Raw genomic sequence first — 19,535 nt, 5'->3', positions numbered from 1 at the left:
TTTCTTTTATGCGGCAGCTATCATCCATTTTTCATCATTTCCAATTCCTGCCAGCGATCAAACGCTTTTTCCAATTCTTGTTCTTTATCTGCCAGTTCATTCAGAATATTTTGCGTAACTTCATGCGATTGATTGAAGAATTCAGGGGCGCTGACCTGAGATTGCAATTTATTGAGCTCTTCTTCTAATTTCTCTAATAATAATGGTAGTTGTTCCAATTCACGCAGTAAATGGTAACTTATCTTATTGTTTGTTCGTTTAGGTGATTGTTTCGGTTTACCTGCCTTGTTTTCAGCACTCACCTTTTTCTCCGAAGCCTGACGCAGGGAAACTGTTTGTGCCTGTTGCTGCTGGGCATCGTAATATCCTCCCGCATAATTGTTGATTTCACCGTTGCCTTCAAAAATCCAGCATTCAGTGACTGAGTTATCAACAAATTGGCGGTCATGGCTGACCAAAATCACGGTTCCGGTATAGCTATCAACTAATTCTTCAAGTAACTCCAATGTTTCAACATCAAGGTCATTGGTCGGTTCATCAAGAATAAGCAAGTTGCTTGGTTTCAAGAATAGACGAGCCAGCAACAGGCGATTACGTTCACCACCAGACAACGCTCGCACAGGTGTCATCGCGCGTTTAGGATGGAAAAGGAAATCCTGCAAATAACCCAATACATGACGGGAACGTCCATTGACCATGACTTCCTGCTTACCTTCAGCGAGGTTATCCATAACGGTCTTATCAGGATCCAGCGCTGCACGATGCTGATCAAAGTAAGCCACTTCAAGTTTAGTACCACAATGAATGCGCCCGCTGTTTGCTGGCAAATTGCCTAACATTAACTTCAATAATGTCGTTTTACCGCAGCCGTTTGGCCCCACTAACGCAATTTTGTCACCGCGTTGGACTTGAGCCGAAAAATTTTTGACCAATGTTTTATCACCAATCTGGTAATTCACATTTTCCATTTCAAAGACAATCTTACCGGAACGTGTCGCTTCTTCGACCTGCATTCTCGCTGTTCCCATAACATTGCGGCGTTCAGCCCGTTCCACACGTAATGCTTTCAATGCCCTTACCCGACCTTCATTACGGGTACGCCGTGCTTTAATGCCCTGACGGATCCAAACTTCTTCCTGCGCCAGTTTTTTGTCAAATTCGGCATTCTGCAACTCTTCAACCCGCAGTGCCTCTTCTTTTCCTTCAAGATACTTATCGTAATTTCCCGGCCATGAGGTCAGCTTTCCGCGATCCAGATCAACAATGCGTGTCGCCATGTTGCGAATGAATGAGCGGTCATGGGAAATGAATACAAGACTGCCGTTGAAGTCTTTCAGAAAATTCTCCAACCATTCGATAGTATCGATATCAAGATGGTTGGTTGGTTCATCAAGAAACAACACTTTCGGAGAGCAAACCAGCGCCCTGCCCAATGCCGCCTTACGCAACCAGCCACCAGACAATGAAGAGAGTTTCGCTTCTGCTGGCAAGGAGAGTTGCTTTAATACATCGCTAATCCGGCTATCCAATGACCATAGGCCACGGATATCCAGTACTTCCTGCAACTCTGCCAGATGGTTGAGATTTTTCTCGCTAGGATCGGTTTCTACCAAACGCGAAACATGATGGAACGCTTTGATGTATTCAGCCTGCTCTTTTACTCCTTCTGCAACAAAGTCAAATACTGTGCCTTCTATGTCACGGGGAGGATCTTGCTGTAAGCGCGCAACAATCAGGTCTTGTTCATAAATAACCAAGCCATCATCCAAAGGTTGTTCTTTTGCCAGCACACGCAACAATGTGGATTTTCCCGCGCCATTGCGCCCAACCAAACAGACTCTTTCGTTTTCTTCGATATGCAGTTCAGCATTATTCAACAGCGGTGCATCACTGAATGATAACCAGGCACCGGATAAACTAATCAATGACATAATGTTATTTTTCCTCGCCAGCGTGATGCAGCAACCAGCAGTTATGAATCTGACGATTACGGGCGAAATCCTGAGATAGGGTCTTCTCTGTTATCTCGTTTGCAACCAAACCTAGCTTATTCAATTCAGCAAAATCCATTTTAAAACCCCGTTTATTATTGGAGAACATTAAGACCCCACCCGGACGTAACAAACATTTTAGTTGTTTCATTAATTCGATGTGATCACGCTGAACGTCAAAAGTGTTTTCCATTCGCTTGGAGTTAGAGAATGTTGGCGGATCAATAAAGATGACATCGAATTGCTCTCGGGTCTGAGCTAACCATCCTAGGCAATCAGCCTGAATCAAACGGTGCTGACGCCCAGTTAGGCCATTTGCCTGTAAATTTTTCTCTGCCCATTCAAGGTAAGTGCGAGACATATCCACCGTGGTTGTCGAACGTGCGCCCCCCAATCCTGCATGCACTGTCGCCGAACCGGTATAGGCAAATAAGTTAAGGAAGTCCTTGCCTCTACTCATTTCACCCAATTTTTTGCGGGCAATACGGTGATCAAGGAATAGCCCCGTATCCAAATAATCGGTCAGGTTAACCCAGAATTTCGCACCATATTCGTTGACCAAAAAGAATTCTTTCTTCTCGGCCATCTTTTCATACTGGCTTTTGCCTTTCTGACGTTGACGAGTTTTTAAGATCAGTTGATTGGATGATAAGCCAAGTACATTCATTGTTGCACTGATCACATCAAATAAGCGTTGACGGGCTTTGTTGGTATCCACAGATTTCGGTGGGGAATATTCCTGCACAACGATTTTATCGGCGTAGCGATCAACAGCAACATTGTATTCAGGTAAATCTGCATCATATAAACGGTAGCAATCAATACCTTGCTGTTTAGCCCATTTGCTGATCTTTTTCTCATTTTTACGCAGACGGTTAGCATAATCCTCAGCGATACCTGTATCCAATGACTGAGGTTTATCCGCTAGTTGTTCATTTTTCTGAATAAAATAATTCTTTTGGATACAATCCAGAGGGCCATTTTTGGCCTTAAATTCACGCTCTGCACGTAATTGCAAGCAACCCAACAACTCTGGCGAAGCACTGAATAGTGATAAACGCCAGCCAGAGAAGCGGGCTTTCATCACACGACCAAATACACTGTGTAACGCAATCAACGCAGGTTCACTTTCGAGACGTTCTCCATAAGGCGGGTTGCTTAATACCGTTCCCTCAGACCCTTCCGGCAGAGGATTTTCCAGTTTGCTTGCATCTCCCTGCTGGAATTGGATCAATTGGAACACCCCTGCCCTGCGTGCATTTGAACGTGCCATATCCATTACACGGCGATCGATATCTATGCCAAAAAAGCGGGAAGTCGTTTCCTGTAACCCCTTACGGAAACGAACCTGTGCTTCTGTAGTCACTTCACGCCAGATTGTTTCATTGAATTGCAACCATGATGTGAATCCCCAATGCTTACGATACAAACCAGGTGCACAATCTGCCGCCATCATGGCCGCTTCTATTAGCAACGTTCCTGAACCACACATTGGATCAACCATTGGCGTTCCTGCATTCCAACCAGAACGTAAAATAATCGCTGCGGCAAGGTTTTCTTTCAGTGGTGCTTGTCCAGCCAAATCACGGTAGCCACGGATATGCAGGCTATCTCCACTCAAATCGAGTGATACGGTTGCTTTCTCTTTATTCAAGAAAACATGGATACGGATATCGGGTTGTTGTTTAGCAACATCAGGACGTTGTTTTATTTTGCGCATGAAACTGTCGACAATAGCGTCTTTTACTTTCAATGCGCCATATTGTGTATTTCTAATTTCCTCATTCATGCCGCTGAAATGCACAGAGAACGTGCTATCAACTGAGAAAATCTCGCTCCAGTCAATGGATTGGACACCAAGATACAGATCCAAATCACTATAAACTTTAAATTCATTAAGCGGCATCATGATACGGGATGCCAGTCTGCTCCACAGCAAACTCTTATACATCACACGATCATCACACTGAAAATGAACCCCACCTTGGGCGATCTTACAGGATTGCGCTCCCAGGATTTCCAGTTCGTTCTTTAACAGTTCTTCCAGTCCACGTGCCGTGCTGGCAAAGAGAGAGTTCATCTTATTAATCATTACAAAAGTTCACCACCAAAAAAAATTGTGGCACATTATAGCCAATACCTTCGACATGTCCTAAAGTTGCTGACACAATTAAAGATAAAAATATTTGGGAGATATATGGATGTTAACTCTGTCGCGCCTCTATACCTACCCCGTCAAATCCATGCGTGGATTACAACTCTCTCATTCTCTTGTCAATGAAAGTGGCCTGACGTTTGACCGCAATTTTATGATCACCACAACAGACGGTACTTTTATTACTGCCCGCCAATATCCGCAGATGCTGCTATTTACTCCAACTATGCTCCATAACGGTCTGTATTTGCAGGCCCCAAATGGAGAAAGCATAACTGTACTTTACGATGATTTTAGAAAGGAACGTTTCCCTACCGAAGTTTGGAGAAATCATTTTACCGCTTTAGTCGCTCCTGAGAAGGTGAATAGTTGGCTTAGTGGTTTTTTTGATAAACCTGTACAACTACGCTGGCTCAGTGAGGAACTAACACGACGGGTCAAAAAATTCCCCGATATTTCTTTATCATTCGCTGACGGTTTTCCCTATTTAATTATCAATGAAGCCTCTTTTCATGCCTTACAACAACGCTGTCCCGCCAGCATTAAAATAGAGCAATTCCGTGCCAATATCATTGTCACAGGTGCCGCTCCTTTTGAAGAAGATAGCTGGCAAACTATCCAAATCGGCGATATTGTTTTTGATCTACCAAAACCATGCAGTCGTTGTATTTTGACAACAGTCAGCCCGGAAAAAGGCCGTAAAAATCCGCAAAGTGAACCACTGGCTACACTACAGTCTTTCAGAACAGCCAAAGAAAATGGTGCGGTTGATTTTGGGCAGAATGCCATTGCCCGTAATAGCGGCATTATTCGAGTTGGGGATCGTGTCACCATTTTGGAAAAGAGAACACCTCGCGAATATGGTAGTGGTGAACAAGCGGTCGATTTGCCTGTAAAAGAAGGCGATCAACAATCCGTTGCTATTGAATTTAATGGACAACGTTTTATTGGTAATAATCAGCAAATTATTTTAGAACAACTCGAAGATCAGGGTATTCAAATTCCTTATTCATGCCGTGCCGGAATTTGTGGTTCCTGTAAGATATCTCTGATTAGAGGGGATGTACTGCCATTAAAATCAACTTCCATCAAAAATAATGGAAAAATTCTGGCATGTAGCTGTATACCTCAAAATGATTTAATCATTGAATTAATATAAACATTTATAATATATAACGATAGCATTTGTATTTAAATCAGGCAGTATAAGTAAGCTAGCTGTCTGATTTTTATTACTGAGCTTTTAAGCAGGCAATATATTATGGAAAAACAGGCCATTGATTGACGCTATAAATATATCTGAATGTGAATGACAAAAGGCGTGCAATAATGCTGATATAAGTAATTTAGGTTAATAATATTATGAACATAGCAGCCTAATGGCACTAAATTGCCCTGTCATATATTGATGATTGAATTGGCGCAGCATAAGGCATGATGCGATCATTCATGACCTTAATGGAATCACAAAAACTCATTACACGATCGTGCAGTTCTAGCTTTTGCTGTACCAATAGACACAAGCTGGCATTATCACCCACTTCTGCGACCATAAACAGCGCTTCAGTACCGCTATCCTGTAATCTAAGCTGAATAATTTCACCAAGCTCTGGTTTGTCTACTAAAGAAAAATGGGAGAAATACCAGCTCTTAGGCATTTGTGGTTTCATAAAACGTAACGCCACCACCCCATTCAAAGCTAATTCAGCCTTAAGCGCAGGAGCCATGTTGATACGACGAGAATGTTCTTCAAAGGTGTAAAAAAGCGCAGCATCATCAACTGAGAATGACATTTCTTTCATTGTAACAGCGTAATCAGTCAACATCTTGGCAGGAAAGCGGGAACGAAAAACCATGCCATTAGCGAGATCGAGCATGACACGGCTGTGCTCAGGATCAAAATACCAGCGCCACTGATCATCAGGTCTAATTTTCATTGATTACCCTTTTATGCTCAAAATAGCTTTTTGTTAAAATAAGCATTTACCAGAAAAATAAGAAGTCAAAAAATAAATGATAAATTTTAATCTATAAGACAAAATATAGACGAGTTGAGGGCAGAAATAAACCCCTACCCCCACATTGCAGCAAATATTCAGATATGATTAACAATATCTTTGATCAGTTTTGGTCCTTTATAGATAAAACCGGAATATATCTGAATTAATGAAGCACCGGCTTCTATTTTTTCTCTGGCTGCAACAAGTGAATCAATTCCCCCTACACCAATAATCGGTATTTCACCTTTTAATTCTTGCGAAAGGCGACGGATAATCTCTGTGCTGCGCAATTGCACAGGGCGCCCACTCAATCCCCCTGCCTGCTGACAGTGATGCAAGCCTTCGATAATCTTTCTATCCAATGTGGTATTTGTTGCAATAACCCCATCAACATGATGACGCATTAAACTATCAGCAATTTTTATTAATTCTTCTTCTGTAAGATCGGGAGAGATTTTAACAGCAACAGGAACATACTTTTGGAACTTTTGCTGAAGTTCACTTTGCTTATTTTTAATCGCAGACAAGAGATCATCCAAAGCTTCTCCGTACTGTAATGTCCTCAAGCCAGGCGTATTAGGAGAAGAAATATTGATAGTGATATAACCTGCATGTGGGTAAACTTTATCCATGCAAATTAAATAGTCATCTTTTCCATTTTCGACCGGAGTATCTTTATTTTTGCCGATATTTATCCCGATAATCCCGTCATATTTTGCGCGCTTAACATTCTCAACCAGATTATCTACCCCAAGGTTATTAAACCCCATCCGGTTGATGATCCCTTCCGCTTCAACCACACGGAATAATCTTGGCTTATCATTTCCAGCTTGCGGGCGCGGTGTTACTGTACCCACTTCAACAAACCCAAAGCCCATTGCGCCAAATGCATCAATGCAATCACCGTTTTTATCAAGACCAGCGGCTAAACCAAGTGGATTTTTAAAAGACAACCCCATGCAAGTAACGGGCTTAGTGGCAACTGATTGGCGGATAAGAAATTCGAAAGGAGTACCGGCAACACGTTTGAGTTGGCGGAAAGTCAGCTCATGTGCCTGTTCAGGATCAAGCTGGAACAATGCCTTCTGTACTAGAGAGTAATACATTTAAATTAACCTATTGTTCTTTATGATTGTCTTTACGTGAGAATTGTCAGTGATACATTTTGAATTATACGCAATCTCATACATATATAATTGCTGCGCTGTTGGAGCAGGAAGAGAGCGCTAATTTACCATTATATGAGTAAACAAAAAAGCCCTCTCTGTAAGCAGACAAAAACAAACCCCGTTTAAAACAACAGCGGGGTTTGTTAGCGATCTCATCTCCGACAATAACCGCAGAAGATGTTACATATTAACTTTCAAGCGCCTTGGTAATCTTTTCGAACAGGTCACCAGATAAGTTCTCTATTCCTTTCAACTGTTCCAATGCCGCACGCATCAAAGCCTGACGTTTCTCATCGTAACGTTTCAGACGAATCAATGGATCAATCAAATGTGATGCTACTTGCGGATTTAGGCTATTCAGTTCGGTTAGCACTTCCACCAAGAATTGATAACCACTACCATCTTCAGCATGGAAGGCCACGGCATTTTTGCTAAAGAATATTCTCAACAGTGAATAAACGCGGTTTGGATTACTCAAGCTGAAAGAACGATGTTTCATCAAGCCACGCACTTTCTCAAGCACATCAAAGGCTGGATTGGTTGCTTGCAGCCTGAACCATTTATCCATAACCAAACCATTCTGATGCCAGCGTTGATCAAATTCATCCATTAATTGATAACTGCAAGGCAATTCAGCAGATACAGCCGCAGATAAAGCAGCGATACTGTCAGTCATATTATCAGCGTGATAATATTGTGCCGCCACTAATTTATCTGCCAGCTCTTTGGGGTCAATAAAGGCCAGATAGTAGAGGCAGGTATTACGTAAGTCACGTTTCGCAATATCCTCATGCTCTACACGATATGTGCCTGTCTGGAGACTGTGATAAACCGCAGAAAACTCATCTGCCATTTCATTAGCCAGTACCTTGGTCATGGCACGAATGACATCATGGATAGCTTTCGGATCTACCACCGTAAACAGTTCTGCCATTTCATTTTCAGACGGCAGGGTCAAGATCAATGCAGCCAGAGCCGGATCGATATCTTTATCCAACAATACAGCCCGGAAAGCATCAATGACATGCATTGGCAATTCCAGTGGCAGGGATTTTTGGTGACGGACAACATTCAGCTTCACATAGTTGGTTAACAATGCCTGCGCCGCATCCCAACGGGAGAATTCATTACGCGCATGTTTCATTAAAAATGAAAGCTGCTCATCACTGTATGGATAATCCAATTTCACTGGTGCAGAAAATTCACGCAATAAAGAAGGAACAGGCTGTGACGGAACTTCATCAAAGACAAATGATTGTTCTGCATTAATAACATTCAAAACATGATGCACAGGCTGACCATTACGACGCAGTGGAATCACTCTTCCTTGTTCATCATAAAGTTCAATATCCAGAGGAATGTGCAACGGTTGTTTCTCTTGCTGATCTGCCGTTGGTGATGTCATTTGACTGACATGCAAAATATATTGTTGCTTTTCTGCATCGTATTCGTCACGGACAGTCAGCACCGGTGTTCCGGATTGGCTATACCAGCGGCGGAAGAGGGTCAAATCGACGTTTGAAGCATCTTCCATTGCCTGCACAAAATCATCACAGGTTGCCGCGCTACCATCATGGCGGTGGATATAAAGCTGCATACCCGCCTGAAATTGTTCTTCACCCAATAAGGTGTGGATCATCCGAATCACTTCCGCGCCTTTTTCATAGACGGTCAACGTATAGAAGTTATTCATTTCCATCACCTGATCAGGACGGATAGGGTGAGCCATAGGGCCGGCATCTTCGGCAAATTGTGCAGAACGCATAACACGCACATTCTTGATACGGTTAACCGAACGTGAACCCAGATCAGAACTGAATTCCTGATCACGGAATACTGTCAGTCCCTCTTTCAAGCTCAACTGGAACCAGTCACGACAAGTAATGCGGTTTCCTGTCCAGTTATGGAAATATTCATGTCCGATCACAGCTTCAATGGCTAGATAGTCTTCGTCAGTCGCCGTTTCCGTTTTTGCCAGGACATATTTGGAATTAAAGATATTCAATCCTTTATTCTCCATCGCCCCCATATTGAAGAAGTCAACAGCGACAATCATATAGATGTCAAGGTCATACTCTAAACCAAAGCGGGTTTCATCCCATTTCATTGAATTTTTCAACGATGTCATGGCCCAGTCAGCACGATCCAAGTTGCCCCGATCAACAAACAGCTCCAGAGCAACCTCACGGCCACTGCGGGTTACAAACGTGTCACGCAGGACATCAAAATCCCCTGCAACCAATGCAAACAGGTAAGCAGGTTTTGGGAATGGGTCTTGCCATTTTACCCAATGACGCCCATCTTCCAGCTCTCCTTGTTCAATACGGTTACCATTGGAAAGCAGGAATGGGTATCTGGATTTATCCGCAGTAATGCGAGTTGTAAAACAAGCCAGAACATCTGGACGATCCAAATAATACGTGATGTGACGGAATCCCTCTGCCTCACACTGGGTACACAGGGCATCACCAGACACATACAGTCCCTCAAGGGCTGTATTGGCTGCCGGGTGAATTTCATTCACAATTTTCAGGGTAAACTGGGCTGGAAGTTGTTCAATCAGCAACTTTCCATCCTGTTCCTGGTAATGCTCCCACGCTTTATCATCGATATAGATGCCTTTTAACGTGAGATTTTCTCCATCCAAAACCAGTGGGGTAGTGTCATTAGCCTGACGTTTTACCTGACTGATTGCCGTCACCGTTGTTTTTTCAGCATCCAACTCAAAATCAAGATCAATGTTGGTAATTGTGTAATCTGGTGCTTTATAATCCAGACGGTATTTAACGAGTCGCTGTTGTGTCATAGGGAACCTTTTCCATTATTTTTAAAAACATAAACGCTGCCATAGAGAAATCCTCCTTTCAATCAATAAGTCTCTTTTTTAGATGTTAATAACTTATTAAATAAAAGTATAAATGATGTGGTCAGCATATTAGTACTTTCGTGCTAATTGTCATCTCATATCTCATTTAACATGATATTATCTATAAACGGATTAACCTTAATCTTTAGATTCGGGAAAATATATGTCGCTATATAGCTTCAATAACCCAATAATCACGGTATACTCTCCCGACTTTATCGATTTAGCTGACACGAATATGCTCCGCGAGGATGCCTGACGCGCCATGACTTTAGACGCTGCCCCGATTATCAAATCACTGCTTGATACTGATGCCTATAAGTTTCACATGCAACAAGCAGTGTACCACCATTACAACAATATTCCTGTTGTTGCAGAATTTCGTTGCCGTGGTAATGAACTGCTCGGAGAATACGCCGAGCCATTACGTCATCAAATTGACATGATGGCAGACTTAGCATTGACAGAACGCGAAGTAGATTATCTTTCTCGCCTCCCGTTCTTCAAAGAGGATTACCTGAACTGGTGCAAAACATTCCGCTTTAATCCTAAACAAGTCGAAGTTTCTGTTACCCATGAAGGGCAATTAGCCATTCGCATTTCTGGTTTATGGCACGAAGTTATCTTGTGGGAAGTTCCCTTGCTTGCCCTGATCAGTGAATTAGTTCATCGTCATCACTCACCTGAAATAACACCTGAAAACGCCGTTATTCAATTGAGAAAACTGATTGAACTGTTTTACAAAGACGCCGCGGAAAAAAATATCGATCTATCCGGTTTTAAATTAATGGATTTTGGTACTCGCCGTCGTTTCTCACACGCCGTGCAATATGCCATTATCAATGAGTTGAAAAATAGCTTTCCTTATTTTATTGGAACCAGTAATTATCAACTGGCAAAACAGCTTGATCTCCCTCCCCTCGGCACACAAGCCCATGAATGGTTTCAGGCTCACCAACAAATTAGCCCGGAACTTGCCAATAGCCAGAGAGCAGCACTACAAAGCTGGCTGAATGAGTATCCAAACCAGTTAGGCATCGCCCTGACTGACTGCATCACAATGGATGCTTTTCTGCGAGATTTTGACAAACCATTAGCAACTGCTTACCAAGGCCTGCGCCATGACTCAGGTGATCCAATTGAATGGGGTGAAAAAGCGATAGCCCATTACCAATCACTGGGTATCGAACCAATGACAAAAACATTAGTGTTCTCTGACAGTTTGGATCTGCAAAAAGCACTGGCGTTGTATCACCATTTCCATAAGAGGATTAATGTTGTTTTTGGCATTGGTACACGACTGACCTGTAATATTCCGGGCATAAAACCACTGAATATTGTTATCAAACTTGTCGAATGCAATGGTAAACCCGTGGCAAAACTGTCAGATAGCCCCGGAAAAACCATCTGTGAAGATGATGAGTTTGTCAATAGGTTACGTCAGGCATTCGACATTCCTTATATAGAGAAAGTGGTATAAAAAAACGGCATAACGGGCTAATTATCTTTTGCGTAACCGGCTTTATGCTGGTTACGCAAATAAAAAAGCAACTTTTCCTTCTGTTTCCTCATTAAGACCCGCAATTTCCTCTTGTTTCCTGAGAGATGACAAGTAAGATAGACGATCTGCTCCTGAATTCAGGAGTATTTGGTAAATCTATCTAGTTATTAATCCACTATATAAAAAAGAGAGAAATTTATGAGCGTAGCGCCTGTAGTCGATGTACTGCAAGGCCGGGTTCCGGTTGGCAACGAAGTCACCGTTCGCGGTTGGATACGTACAAGAAGAGATTCTAAAGCTGGTATCTCGTTCCTCGCCGTCTATGACGGTTCCTGCTTTAATCCATTACAGGCCGTCGTTAATAATAATTTACCTAATTATCAGGATGAAATATTACATTTAACCACGGGCTGTTCTGTCGAAATCACCGGTACAGTGGTGGAATCGCAAGGTAAGGGACAGGATTTTGAATTGCAGGCCACTAAAGTTGTTGTTGTTGGCATGGTTGATGATCCTGATACTTATCCAATGGCGGCTAAACGCCACAGTATTGAATACCTGCGTGAAGTGGCTCATCTTCGCCCACGCACCAATTTGATCGGCGCAGTTGCCCGTGTTCGCCATACATTGTCCCAAGCTCTGCATCGTTTCTTCCATGAAAAAGGCTTCTTCTGGGTATCCTCTCCACTGATTACCGCATCAGATACAGAAGGTGCTGGCGAAATGTTCCGCGTTTCCACGTTGGATCTGCAAAACTTGCCACGCACAGATAAGGGCGAAGTGGATTTCAGCCAGGATTTTTTCGGCCGTGAAGCTTTCCTTACTGTATCCGGCCAATTGAACGGTGAAGCCTATGCTTGTGCATTGAGCAAAATCTATACCTTCGGGCCAACTTTCCGCGCAGAAAATTCCAATACCAGCCGCCACTTGGCAGAGTTTTGGATGGTTGAGCCAGAAGTGGCATTTGCCGATCTGAATGATATCGCCAAACTCTCAGAAGAAATGCTGAAATATGTTTTCAAAGCTGCATTAGAAGAGCGTGCTGATGATCTGGCTTTCTTTGCAGAACGTGTTGACAGTGAAGTTATTACTCGTCTGGAAAAATTTGTTGATTCAGATTTCGTTCAGTTGGATTACACCGATGCAATAGAAATTCTGGAAAATTGTGGTCAGCAATTTGAAAACCCTGTTTTCTGGGGTGTGGATTTGGCATCAGAGCATGAGCGTTATCTGGCAGAGAAACATTTTATGGCGCCAGTGATCATGAAAAACTATCCAAAAGACATCAAAGCCTTCTATATGCGCATGAACGAAGATGGCAAAACCGTTGCGGCAATGGATGTATTGGCTCCGGGCATCGGTGAAATTATCGGTGGTTCCCAGCGTGAGGAGCGTCTGGATATGCTGGATCAACGTATGGAAGAAATGGGGCTGAATAAAGAAGATTACTGGTGGTATCGTGATCTGCGTCGTTACGGAACCGTCCCTCATGCCGGTTTCGGTTTGGGCTTTGAGCGTTTGGTCGCTTATGTTACTGGCGTATCCAACGTTCGTGATGTTATTCCATTCCCACGGACACCAAGAAATGCAAGTTTCTAATGAATTAGCTCAATAAACGAGCTAAAAATCAATCCCATGAAAAGCCGGCGAAAGTTGGCTTTTTTTATTTTATAGCGAAAAGCACACTAAAAAAGTTCCCTGATATTTACATTTTGAAACATCTATTTTCACTTTGTTACTGATTCTGTGCTTTTGTAGCATTTTGAAGGTGGATAAAATTCATTTCCAATGGAAAACTGGTCGCCGAGTAATAAGACACTCGATACCCGCAAATAGTTCCAAAATTTTTTAGTGTTCTATTTCTGGCAGTGACAAGTGTCTAAATAACACCAATGAGGGTAATAATAATGAAACGCAATATTCTTGCAGTGGTAATTCCAGCTCTGCTGGCTGCTGGTACAGCAAACGCGGCTGAAATTTTTAACAAAGATGGCAACAAACTGGATCTGTACGGTAAAGTAGATGTTCGTCATCAGATCGCTGATAAAAGAAGCGGCGAAGATGGTGATGCTTCTTATGCACGTATCGGCATCAAAGGTGAAACCCAGATTTCTGACCAACTGACTGGTTTTGGTCGTTGGGAATACAACCTGAAAGCTCACACTGAAGAAGGCAAGCAAGAAACTGCTACTCGTCTGGCTTTCGCTGGTTTGAAATTCGCTAACTACGGTTCACTGGATTACGGCCGTAACTACGGCGTAAACTATGACATCAACGCATGGACTGACGTACTGCCAATCTTCGGTGGCGACTCCATGGCTAAAACTGATAACTACATGACTGGCCGTGCTACTGGTCTGTTGACTTACCGCAACACTGATTTCTTCGGTCTGGTTGACGGTTTGAACTTTGCCCTGCAATACCAAGGCCAAAACAGCGAGCACACTAAAAATGAACGTAGTGGCGCTACAGCAAATGGCGATGGCTACGGTCTGGCAACTACTTATAACGTAGGTTACGGTATCACTGTTGGTGCTTCTTACGCTAACTCTACTCGTGCAAACGGTGACTGGGTTAAAACTGCTGCTCACGGTGAACGTGCCGAAGCATGGAACATCGGTGCTAAATACGATGCTAACAACGTATACCTGGCAGCAATGTACGGCGAAACCCGTAACATGACTCCAGGTAAAGGTGGTCATGAATACCGTGGTGTAGTGGATGAATTTAACGGTATCGCTAATAAAACTCAGAACATCGAATTGGTAGCACAATATCTGTTCTCTGACTTAGGCCTGAAACCATCTCTGGCTTACGTTCAATCCAAAGGTAAGGATCTGGAGCGTAACGATGGCACCAAAGGTTTCAACGCAGATCTGGTTAAATATGTTTCTGTAGGTACTTACTACTACTTTAACAAAAACCTGTCTACCTACGTTGATTACAAAATCAACCTGTTGGACAAAAAAGAAAAAGGCGATGCAAACGCTCGCAACGTATTCGGTGTTGGCCTGACTTATCAGTTCTAATTACTGCTGATAAACTGTTTAACGAAAAGTTAAACACATTTATCTCAGAAAAAGCAGCGCTTCGGCGCTGCTTTTTACGTTTTATTTCTTTGTTTTTTCAGGTTCTTTTTTTCACTCCGTAAACTACTTCACAAGATTTTATTCTTTTTGCTACAAGTGGTTGGCAAATAGGTTTCTTAAGGTTACCCTGAGCGGCGTATCACTTATTTTGGGCTTAACTCTCCGAGTCTTGGAATCAAAAAAATGTTTGAAAAAATCACAGCAGCGCCTGCCGACCCGATTCTTGGTTTAGCGGATAGCTTTAAAGCAGATCCCCGTGAAAATAAAATTAACCTGGGTATCGGCGTCTACAAAGACGAAACAGGTAAAACTCCTGTTCTGACTACCGTTAAAAAAGCAGAGAAGTTCCTGCTGGAAAACGAAACTACCAAAAACTATCTGGCAATTAGTGGATTACCTGAATTTGGCCGTGTTACTCAGGAACTGCTTTTCGGCAAAACCAGCCCTATCGTCACTGACAAACGTGCCCGTACGGTACAAAGCCCAGGCGGAACCGGCGCACTGCGTATTGCCGCTGACTTTATTGCTAAACAGACTGATGCAAAGCGTGTCTGGATCAGCAACCCAACTTGGCCAAACCATAAAGGCGTTTTCTCCAGCGCTGGCTTGGAGATCCGCGAATACAATTATTACGATGCAGAAAATCACGCTCTGGATTTCGATGGGATGCTGGCAAGTTTGTCTGAAGCACAAGCAGGTGATGTTGTTCTGCTGCATGGCTGCTGCCATAACCCAACAGGTATCGATCCAACCGCTGAACAGTGGCAAAAACTGGCAGATTTATCTGCTACAAATGGCTGGTTGCCCGTATTCGACTTTGCTTACCAAGGCTTTGCCAAAGGATTGGATGAAGATGCAGAAGGTTTGCGTATCTTTACCAGAAACCACAATGAGTTAATCGTTGCCAGCTCTTATTCCAAAAACTTTGGTTTGTACAATGAGCGTGTTGGTGCTTGCACTATCGTTGCAACAGACAGCGATACCGCAGAAAAGGCATTCAGCCAGGCAAAATCCATTGTACGTACCAACTACTCTAACCCACCGGCGCACGGTGCTTCTGTTGTGACAACTATTCTGTCCAATGATGATCTGAAAACCGAATGGATTCAGGAATTGGCAACCATGCGTGAACGCATTCAGCGTATGCGCCAACTGTTTGTGAACACCTTACAAGAAAAAGGTGCGAGGCAAGACTTTAGCTTTATTAGCGCTCAAAATGGTATGTTCTCATTCAGTGGATTGACTAAAGAACAAGTTGATCGCCTGCGTGAAGAGTATGGTATTTACGCGGTTAGCTCTGGCCGTATCAACGTAGCGGGTCTGACACTGGAAAATATGGTTCCTCTGTGTGAAGCTATCGTTGCAGTACTTTAATCTCATCTGAGTTTCTCAAAAGCCGCTGACAACGCGGCTTTTATCTTCTTCACATTATCTTACGGCAAAAAAAGTTTGCGATTAATCCTGTAAGAATGGATTGGTTTTCCGCTCATGTCCTAATGTTGACATTGGACCGTGACCGGGTATGAATTGATATTCATCCCCCAATGGCAATACTTTTTCCTTAATAGATTGAATCAATTCATCATAGCTTCCACCCGGAAAATCCGTGCGGCCAATACTGCCCTTAAACAATACATCTCCCATTGAGATGATTTTATCCGTATGGTTAGCAAGGATAATATGCCCTGGTGTATGCCCCGGACAATGTAAAACGGATAGCTCAATACTGCCAATTTTCAGTGTATCCCCTTCATCTAGCCAACGATCTGGCGTAAAAGAGGGGCATGGTTCAACACCAAACATTTGGCATTGAATTTCCAGACCTTCTATCCAAAAAGCATCTCCCTTATGTGGCCCGTAAACTGGCACCCCAAAATGCTTCGCGACTTCGACAGTAGCCCCTACATGATCATAGTGGCCATGCGTCAGCAAAATTTGGGTGAGTTTCAGCCCACAGCGCTCTATCTCAGCGATAAGTTGTTCAGCATTACCACCAGGATCAACAATCGCCGCTTCCTGAGTTTCTTCACACCAAATCAATGTGCAATTTTGCATCGCCATCGTAACGGGGATAATGTGGTATTTCATTACACTGTTTCACTCCACAATCAAGACTTATTGTTGGTAATAAGATTACCACGTCCTGACCGGACCTGTATCAATATGAATAAAATTACTCTTTGGATAAAACCCTACCCCCCCTGCCCGCATTTTCAGTGCTGCCTTACGAATATGTGTGAGCTGAACACCATCAATGTGAAAATCCATGGCTTGTCCACGGGTGTGGTAACTATGTTTTGCCACCCCGCCACTGGCATGGCGCAACATATTATTTGTCACTAAGGAACGATAACCCGAAACTAATTGAACATGTTTATTTATTCCCATCAGCATTTGCAATAAATAAATTTGATCAAATAATTTCGGGTCAATGGTTTTAACCTTATTTTGCCGAAAATCGCGGAATAAATAATTCAGACGGGCTAATTCTGATTTATTATACCGATAACCATCAAAGAATTCGGCTTTGAGAGTTTCTCCGGTATGCAGATTATCAAAACGTAAAATTCGAGGACGTGGCGTTGTTAATGCAGCCAAAACCGATTGAGGTAATAAACTTAATCCCAATGCGGCCACACTTATACCGATCCACTTTCGACGATCGTGGTCAATGTTATTCATAGATAATATGCCCTGCTATTCTTTAATGTATTAATACTGTCTAAATGAATTTATAACTCAACTTAATCAACTAATAAGACATCAAAAAATAAAAAATAGTTTCAAGTATTTTTGTATTTTACTGTAAATTTACTGATTTATTATTGTGATCTACTTAACATAATTAAAGCCATATTAAAATTGCAATCAATAACAAAACAGCTCATTAAAAATAAGTCATGATAAAAAACACTTTTAAAATAATGGGTAACAAAAGATAACAGAGAAGAAAACATTATTTCCTTCTCTGTTTACAATATAAATATCAACGCCAATTTTATTTCTTTGAATCTTAATTAGTAACGGAGGAAATTATAAATCATTACTGGCTAGCAAGATCTTGGAAAGTAACTCTGAATGCTGTCTTGTATTCACATCATAACCATAGATATCATCTCGGTATTGCGGTTTCCCTCCCTCATCAACCCACGCAGTTTGGTAATAAAGGAACACAGGAATTCTTTTGGGAATATTGACATATTTTGTTGACCATGTTTTCAATGAACTATTAACTTTAGTTTTATCCCAACCTGCGTCTCCCAACAGCATATTAGCCAATTCAGGTGCCTTATTGACACGTACGCAACCAGAACTAATAGCCCGCATTTCTCGACTGAAAGAAGCCTGATTAGGTGTGTCATGCAAATAAATGGCTTCTGAATTTGGCATATTGAATTTAAAACGCCCCAACGAATTAGTTGGACCTGGTGCTTGCCTAATACGATAAGGGAAATTACTCGGTGTTATTACGCTCCAGTTAATCGATGAAGGATCGATAACTTTGGCGTCATTGCTCCAACTGGAAAATACCGTATAACCACGCGTATGAAAATAGCCTGAATCACGCATCGCCCTTGGTGCAATATCTTTTCGAGTCATACTGGTGGGTACATTCCACGGGGGATTAATTACCACATTATTTAATTCACTACTCATAATAGGTGTTTTTCGGCTGGGTCGTCCAACAACGACTTTAGAACTCAATACTTCTTTGCCATCTAAATAATAAAAAAGGGAGTAATTAGGAATATTAACTAAAATACCTGTAGGAATATCTCTGGGAATAATCCGTAATCGTTGGATATTCAATGCCATAATACGAGCGTAGGTTTGTGGGGTCGTATTTAACCATGCTTTAGTGGATTTACCGATAACCCCATCGGCTGACAATCCGTGCTGAGCTTGAAAATGCTTTACAGCTGCTATTAATTCTTTATCATAAACTCTATTATCGGATTTGGTAGCAGATAAATCCAACATTCCTGAATGAGCCAATATTTTTCTTAATGCAATAACACTTTCACTACTTTGCCCTGGCTTTAAAGTTCCTTTAAATGAAAACTCAGTCCATGGCCGTTGAACAGCTAATTGTGCCAACATCTCATCACGCATATTTTCATACATAGGATGATTCGGTGATAAACTCTTAATATAAGAAAAAGCATTATCATTATTGATATGCTGTTGCCATGTATCGATTAAATGGGATGGGGGTAATTCAATCCTATAAGCAGATTTACTATACAACCATGAACTTCCTTTTTTATCAACATTATCAATAAAATGGAGATAACCTAACATAGCATCAGATAAGATAATATCACGCCCCATTTCACTTAATTCAGGAGAATTAAGTTGTATCAACCATTTTTCAAATTGAGGTTGAAAACCAGCTAGCGACATTTCAACTAATTGATCTTCAAATTTCTTAATAGCCTTTTTATCTGACCACAATGGTTGCATTTTATTGTTAGCATATAAATTTACCAAACGATCAAGGAATATCGGTTTTACTTGTTGTGGCAACCCATTTTGTAACTGTTTACGATTTTCATCAATAGAATTCACCGGAGAAATAGGAATTGTCTTATCAATTAAAATAACAGAACCTTCTTTTTTTTGTCCTGTTGATAATTGTTGCATATCACCTGATGACAGCCCACTTTGTTGATTTGCAAAAATTCCTTCTGATACCGCCAATGTGCTACAGATAAAAGAAACTTTCAGTAACCCGACCGTGTTCTTCACCATAAGAGCCCACCT

General features: G+C 42.0%; 13 protein-coding genes. 5 read left to right on the top strand and 8 right to left on the bottom strand.

Translation table 11 applies throughout. From position 1 onward, the window contains the following. Positions 1–20: 20 nt before the first annotated feature. Together ACE1SE_RS06835 and rlmKL are read right to left on the bottom strand one after the other, a co-directional pair. Complete coding sequence (locus ACE1SE_RS06835; protein ID WP_374053193.1) at positions 21–1,931, bottom strand: ABC transporter ATP-binding protein; 1,911 nt, start codon at positions 1,929–1,931, stop codon at positions 21–23. 4 nt (positions 1,932–1,935) lie between these two features. Further along, positions 1,936–4,071 (bottom strand): bifunctional 23S rRNA (guanine(2069)-N(7))-methyltransferase RlmK/23S rRNA (guanine(2445)-N(2))-methyltransferase RlmL, encoded by a 2,136-nt coding sequence (gene rlmKL / locus ACE1SE_RS06830; RefSeq protein WP_374053616.1) that lies wholly within the window; start codon positions 4,069–4,071, stop codon positions 1,936–1,938. A gap of 121 nt (positions 4,072–4,192) precedes the next feature. Here rlmKL and ACE1SE_RS06825 point away from each other — a divergent pair, with 121 nt between their 5' ends. Further along, a complete protein-coding gene (locus ACE1SE_RS06825) occupies positions 4,193–5,305 on the top strand; it encodes a YcbX family protein (protein ID WP_374053192.1) in 1,113 nt (370 codons plus the stop codon). Positions 5,306–5,531: 226 nt separating this feature from the next. On the opposite strand, the gene ACE1SE_RS06820 is transcribed toward ACE1SE_RS06825, so the two are convergent. The 3 genes from ACE1SE_RS06820 to pepN all read right to left on the bottom strand — a co-directional run bounded on the left by ACE1SE_RS06820 (position 5,532) and on the right by pepN (position 10,121). Next, positions 5,532–6,083 (bottom strand): cell division protein ZapC, encoded by a 552-nt coding sequence (locus ACE1SE_RS06820; RefSeq protein WP_374053191.1) that lies wholly within the window; start codon positions 6,081–6,083, stop codon positions 5,532–5,534. 158 nt (positions 6,084–6,241) lie between these two features. After that, on the bottom strand, positions 6,242–7,252 hold the full coding sequence (gene pyrD, locus ACE1SE_RS06815) for a quinone-dependent dihydroorotate dehydrogenase (RefSeq protein ID WP_374053190.1): 1,011 nt from the start codon (positions 7,250–7,252) through the stop codon (positions 6,242–6,244). A 250-nt stretch (positions 7,253–7,502) separates the two neighbouring features. Next, entirely contained in the window at positions 7,503–10,121 is a 2,619-nt protein-coding gene (gene pepN, locus ACE1SE_RS06810; protein ID WP_374053189.1) for an aminopeptidase N, read from the bottom strand. A gap of 325 nt (positions 10,122–10,446) precedes the next feature. Between pepN and pncB the strand changes: the two genes are divergently transcribed. From pncB to ACE1SE_RS06790, 4 genes are all read left to right on the top strand, one after another. Beyond that, positions 10,447–11,661: a nicotinate phosphoribosyltransferase gene (pncB, locus tag ACE1SE_RS06805; protein ID WP_374053188.1), complete on the top strand. Its 1,215-nt coding sequence runs from the start codon at positions 10,447–10,449 to the stop codon at positions 11,659–11,661. A gap of 219 nt (positions 11,662–11,880) precedes the next feature. After that, positions 11,881–13,281 (top strand): asparagine--tRNA ligase, encoded by a 1,401-nt coding sequence (gene asnS / locus ACE1SE_RS06800; protein WP_374053187.1) that lies wholly within the window; start codon positions 11,881–11,883, stop codon positions 13,279–13,281. Positions 13,282–13,589: 308 nt separating this feature from the next. Beyond that, on the top strand, positions 13,590–14,711 hold the full coding sequence (locus ACE1SE_RS06795) for a porin (protein WP_374053186.1): 1,122 nt from the start codon (positions 13,590–13,592) through the stop codon (positions 14,709–14,711). 243 nt (positions 14,712–14,954) lie between these two features. Then, on the top strand, positions 14,955–16,145 hold the full coding sequence (locus ACE1SE_RS06790; RefSeq protein ID WP_374053185.1) for an amino acid aminotransferase: 1,191 nt from the start codon (positions 14,955–14,957) through the stop codon (positions 16,143–16,145). An 81-nt stretch (positions 16,146–16,226) separates the two neighbouring features. Here ACE1SE_RS06790 and ACE1SE_RS06785 read toward each other — a convergent pair whose 3' ends face one another. The 3 genes from ACE1SE_RS06785 to ldtD form a co-directional block, all read right to left on the bottom strand. Beyond that, a complete protein-coding gene (locus ACE1SE_RS06785) occupies positions 16,227–16,859 on the bottom strand; it encodes an MBL fold metallo-hydrolase (protein ID WP_374053184.1) in 633 nt (210 codons plus the stop codon). A gap of 45 nt (positions 16,860–16,904) precedes the next feature. After that, positions 16,905–17,453 carry a peptidoglycan L,D-endopeptidase MepK gene (mepK, locus tag ACE1SE_RS06780; RefSeq protein ID WP_374053183.1) on the bottom strand — a complete coding sequence of 183 codons (549 nt, stop codon included), beginning with the start codon at positions 17,451–17,453 and terminating at the stop codon, positions 16,905–16,907. A gap of 351 nt (positions 17,454–17,804) precedes the next feature. Then, positions 17,805–19,523: a L,D-transpeptidase LdtD gene (gene ldtD, locus ACE1SE_RS06775; protein WP_374053182.1), complete on the bottom strand. Its 1,719-nt coding sequence runs from the start codon at positions 19,521–19,523 to the stop codon at positions 17,805–17,807. Between the last annotated feature and the right edge of the window lie 12 nt (positions 19,524–19,535).

This window comes from Xenorhabdus taiwanensis, from assembly GCF_036512875.1.
In the GTDB taxonomy this organism is placed as follows: Bacteria; Pseudomonadota; Gammaproteobacteria; order Enterobacterales; family Enterobacteriaceae; genus Xenorhabdus; species Xenorhabdus taiwanensis.
This window is presented reverse-complemented; position numbering and strand designations above follow the sequence as displayed.

Coding starts and splice junctions, on each gene's coding strand:
- ACE1SE_RS06835 (WP_374053193.1), bottom strand. CDS start 1,931: ATGTCATTGATTAGTTTATCCGGTGCCTGGTTATCATTCAGTGATGCA.
- rlmKL (WP_374053616.1), bottom strand. CDS start 4,071: ATGAACTCTCTCTTTGCCAGCACGGCACGTGGACTGGAAGAACTGTTA.
- ACE1SE_RS06825 (WP_374053192.1), top strand. CDS start 4,193: ATGTTAACTCTGTCGCGCCTCTATACCTACCCCGTCAAATCCATGCGT.
- ACE1SE_RS06820 (WP_374053191.1), bottom strand. CDS start 6,083: ATGAAAATTAGACCTGATGATCAGTGGCGCTGGTATTTTGATCCTGAG.
- pyrD (WP_374053190.1), bottom strand. CDS start 7,252: ATGTATTACTCTCTAGTACAGAAGGCATTGTTCCAGCTTGATCCTGAA.
- pepN (WP_374053189.1), bottom strand. CDS start 10,121: ATGACACAACAGCGACTCGTTAAATACCGTCTGGATTATAAAGCACCA.
- pncB (WP_374053188.1), top strand. CDS start 10,447: ATGACTTTAGACGCTGCCCCGATTATCAAATCACTGCTTGATACTGAT.
- asnS (WP_374053187.1), top strand. CDS start 11,881: ATGAGCGTAGCGCCTGTAGTCGATGTACTGCAAGGCCGGGTTCCGGTT.
- ACE1SE_RS06795 (WP_374053186.1), top strand. CDS start 13,590: ATGAAACGCAATATTCTTGCAGTGGTAATTCCAGCTCTGCTGGCTGCT.
- ACE1SE_RS06790 (WP_374053185.1), top strand. CDS start 14,955: ATGTTTGAAAAAATCACAGCAGCGCCTGCCGACCCGATTCTTGGTTTA.
- ACE1SE_RS06785 (WP_374053184.1), bottom strand. CDS start 16,859: ATGAAATACCACATTATCCCCGTTACGATGGCGATGCAAAATTGCACA.
- mepK (WP_374053183.1), bottom strand. CDS start 17,453: ATGAATAACATTGACCACGATCGTCGAAAGTGGATCGGTATAAGTGTG.
- ldtD (WP_374053182.1), bottom strand. CDS start 19,523: ATGGTGAAGAACACGGTCGGGTTACTGAAAGTTTCTTTTATCTGTAGC.